At 74.2% G+C, this 3,560-nt stretch carries 5 protein-coding genes; 3 read left to right on the forward strand and 2 right to left on the reverse strand.

Annotated features, from left to right (window positions below; genetic code table 11):
• From LCE31_RS26490 to LCE31_RS26500, 3 genes are all read left to right on the forward strand, one after another.
• The coding region (locus LCE31_RS26490; protein WP_225018438.1) for a transcriptional regulator at window positions 1–724 on the forward strand (724 nt) is incomplete at its 5' end.
• 40 nt (window positions 725–764) lie between these two features.
• Window positions 765–1,199 (forward strand): roadblock/LC7 domain-containing protein, encoded by a 435-nt coding sequence (locus LCE31_RS26495; protein WP_225018440.1) that lies wholly within the window; start codon window positions 765–767, stop codon window positions 1,197–1,199.
• Window positions 1,200–1,330: 131 nt separating this feature from the next.
• Entirely contained in the window at window positions 1,331–1,705 is a 375-nt protein-coding gene (locus LCE31_RS26500; protein WP_225018452.1) for a hypothetical protein, read from the forward strand.
• 50 nt (window positions 1,706–1,755) lie between these two features.
• Here the strand turns inward: LCE31_RS26500 and LCE31_RS26505 are convergent, their stop codons facing one another.
• Entirely contained in the window at window positions 1,756–2,325 is a 570-nt protein-coding gene (locus LCE31_RS26505; RefSeq protein ID WP_225018444.1) for a hypothetical protein, read from the reverse strand.
• A 161-nt stretch (window positions 2,326–2,486) separates the two neighbouring features.
• On the reverse strand, window positions 2,487–3,332 hold the full coding sequence (locus LCE31_RS26510) for a MurR/RpiR family transcriptional regulator (protein ID WP_225018449.1): 846 nt from the start codon (window positions 3,330–3,332) through the stop codon (window positions 2,487–2,489).
• Window positions 3,333–3,560: the final 228 nt, after the last annotated feature.

A 3,560-nucleotide genomic window follows, 5' to 3' on the forward strand; every position in this document is an offset into this window, starting at 1 on the left:
GCACGGGCTGCCCCGGGCGGCCCCGGGGGGGGCCCGCCCGGTCCGGGGGGGGGGGGGGGGGGGTTGGGGGGGGGGGGTGGTGGGGGGGGGGGGGGGGGGCCCCCGCCGCGAGGTGGCCCGCCACCTGGTCGACAGCGGCCGGGTGGGCGGCGGCGAGCTGGAGATATGCCACCTGGGTGCGGTGTTCGACGCGGCTTTCTTCGCGCTGGCCCCCGGCAGCGGGCCGACCCGCTTCCGCTACGGGGTGGCCCACTGGTTCGGCACCGTACGGCCCGTGTCGGCGGCGGCCGTCGCGCGCGAGACGCTGCGCCGCCGCGAACTCCTCGACAGCGTCTGGCCGTACGGGAGCGTCGACAGCGCCCCCGTCGTCGTCCGCGAGCCCGCGCCGGGCCAGAGCGTGCCGCGCAGGCAGCGCGACGTCCTCGCGCTGGCGGACGGCACCAGGACCGCCGCGGCCATCGCCCGGGCCCTCGGCCGCCCGGCGTTCCACGTCCTCCTGGACATCCGCAGACTCGCGGCGGCCGGCCTGGTGGACATCCCGCAGGAGCCGCTCGGGCCGGTGGAATCCACGCCGGAGCCACTCGCCCCTGAGCAGTCCACGCCGGAGCCGCTCGGGCCTGCGGAGTCCACCGGAGCCCTGCCCGCCCGGGTCGCGCGGCTCTCCGACGACCCCGACATCGCCCTGCTGCGCAGGCTGCGCGACGCCCTGGAGGCAACCCTGTGATCTCCCGCCGCCCCGCCGGACCCTCCCCGATCCCTCCGTCATGAGGCGCACGCTGCGGCAACGCGCCGAGAGGAGACAGCTGATGACGGCACACGCCGAGGTGCTCGGCGAGCTGAGACGCCTCAGGGCCCGCCTCCCCCAGGTGACGGGAGCTCTCGCCGCGAGCGTCGACGGACTCGTGCTCGCCCGGGAGACCGCGGGCGACGAGGCCGAGGGCGTGGCCGCGCTGACCGCCGCAGCACTGGGCGTGGCGCAGCGGCTGACGGACACCACGGGCCGGGGCGCTTTCCGCGAACTCCTCGTACGGGGGGAGGACGGCTATGTCGCCACGTACGCGGCGGGCCCGTCGGCGGTGCTGACGCTGCTGGCCGAACCGCGCGCCAATGTGGGCCGGCTGCATCTGGAGGCCCGCAGATCGAGCGCGCGCATCGGCGAGCTGGTGGACGGCGCCCTCGACCGACCGGAGAACGCCTGACCCGTGGCCTCAGCTTCCGCGAAACCCCCCCCCCCCCCCCACGACTCCACCGACCCGTGGCCGCGGGACCGCCGGCAAGAAGGCGGCCACCAGAACAGCGGCCACCAGAGACAAAGGACGTACGACACCCACTGGCGAACACCGAAGCCTCCCTCAAGGACGCCCTCACCTCCATCGACGGCGCGATCGGCGCGGCGCTGGTCGACTACACCAGCGGCATGGCGCTCGGCACGGCCGGCGGCGGCAAGGACCTCGACCTCGCCGTCGCGGCCGCCGGCAACACGGACGTGGTCAGAGCGAAGGTCCGCACGATGGAACTGCTGGGCCTCAAGGACGAGATCGAGGACATCCTGATCACGCTGGGCAGCCAGTACCACCTGATCCGGCTGCTCAAGGGGCGGGGCGCCAACGGCCTGTTCCTCTACCTCGCGCTGGACAAGGGCCGGGCGAACCTGGCGATGGCCCGGCACCAGCTCTCCAGGATCGAGTCCGCGCTGGAGCTCTGAGCGGGAGCGCTGCCCGGTCGCCGGCATCCGGCACCCGGTGCGGCTCGGGGTCAGCGGCGTCGCGCCCCTCCTCCGGGCGCGGGGCCCCCGGCCGCGACGCCGGTCGTCCTGTACCCCTTGACCTGCTTGCCGGCGGGGCGTCCGGTCCCGGCCCAGTCCGTACGGACCCACAGGATGGCGTCGTCGCCGCGTTCCCTGCGGCCGATCCACACCGCCTTCAGCCACAGCCCCGTGCCGGCGCCCGCGATGCCCATGCCGAGCGCGGCGGGCACCGCGAGCGAGCAGGCGATCCCGGCCGCGAACGCGACGACGAGCCACCAGCGGTGCGCGCGGCGCCAGTTGCGCAGGGTCACGCCCCGGTCCTGGAGGAAGTCGAACTTGCCCGCACGCGAGGCGCGGTCCGCCCAGGCCCGGTAGCGGCCCCGCCGCACCAGGGCGACGACGGCCGCGCACACCACGAACAGCGCGGCTCCCGCGTAGACGCCGATGTGCCGGCCGGTGATCCCGGGCAGCAGCAGGCCGATGCCCGCGGAGAGGACTCCCAGCCAGAACAGCGGGACAGAACCCGCCCGCACGATCACCGCCACCCGTGCAAGGGACTGTTGTCCTCCGCGCGCCACGATGTGCCTCCTCCGCGCCTGCCGTTGGTGACCGCAGAGTAGTGAGTGCACGTGAGGGGCCCATGAGAGAACGTGAGGGACCCATGAGAGAAGGTGACGGCGGCGCCCTGAGGAAACGGCGGCGCCCTGAGGAAGCAGACGGGGACTCCGGGCGGAGTCCGTCACTCGGCGAAGAGGCCGCGCGCGACGGCCGCGGCGTCGAACTCCTCCAGCCGGGTCGGCGCGTCCGGCAGTTCGTCGCACATGGCTTCCAGCAGGACGCGCCCGAGGAGCATGGGCGCGCAGACCGTGTCGAAGGCGAGGCCGGTCCCGACGGCCGCCGGGATGAGGAGATCGCTGTACGGCGCGACCGGCGCGAACGCCGAGTCGGCGACGGTCACCACGGTGAGCCCGGTCTCCCGCGCGTGCGCCAGCGCCTCGACCACCTCGCGCGGGTGACGGGGCAGGGCGAAGCAGATGAGCGCGGTGGCACCGGCGCGGCGTGCGGCGTCGAGCCGGTCGACGAGCATGCTGCCGCCCTCGTCCAGCAGGCGCACGTCCGGATGCACCTTGGCCGCGAAGTACGCGAACCCGCGGGCCTGCGAGGAGGCCGCGCGCAGCCCGATCACGGGCAGCGGCCTGGAGGCCGCGAGCAGCCGGCCGGCCCGCTCGACGGGGGCCGGGTCGGCGAGGAGCGCGGCGAGTTCCCGCAGGTTGTCGATCTCGCCGAGCACGGCCTGCTGGTAGGCGTTGCACTCGGCGTCCTCCTCGGCCTCCTCGGGCGCGGCGGCGGGCGCGACTTCACGCAGGTGCCGGCGCAGCGCCGGATAGCCGTCGAAGCCCAGCGCGACGGCGAACCGTGTGACCGAGGGCTGGCTGACGCCGGCCAGCTCCGCGAGTTCGACGCTGGAGAGGAACGGCGCCTCTCCCGCCCTGCGCACCATGCTGTGCGCGATGCGACGCTGCGCGGGCGTCAGGCGGTGCCCATCGAAGAGCCGCTGCAACCGGTCGGCGGGGGTGTCGCTCATGCGGGCAACGTATCAGCGATCCATTCACGACCGCACCTGTTTGCATACCTCCATACAGAAGGGCCGGTGCGGGGATGTCCGCGAAGTCGGCGCAGGGGTGGACACGAAGCCGGCGCAGGGGTGGACACGAAGCCCAAGAGGGGGGCTAATACTCCAGCAGTACTTTGAGGCTTGACCTGGGTGAATGTCGAGCGGTGGGAGTGTAGCGGGACGGTTCATGGTCACGTA

Source organism: Streptomyces sp. 8L, assembly GCF_020176795.1.
In the GTDB taxonomy this organism is placed as follows: domain Bacteria; phylum Actinomycetota; class Actinomycetes; order Streptomycetales; family Streptomycetaceae; genus Streptomyces.

Coding starts and splice junctions, on each gene's coding strand:
- LCE31_RS26495 (WP_225018440.1), top strand. CDS start 765: ATGAGGCGCACGCTGCGGCAACGCGCCGAGAGGAGACAGCTGATGACG.
- LCE31_RS26510 (WP_225018449.1), bottom strand. CDS start 3,332: ATGAGCGACACCCCCGCCGACCGGTTGCAGCGGCTCTTCGATGGGCAC.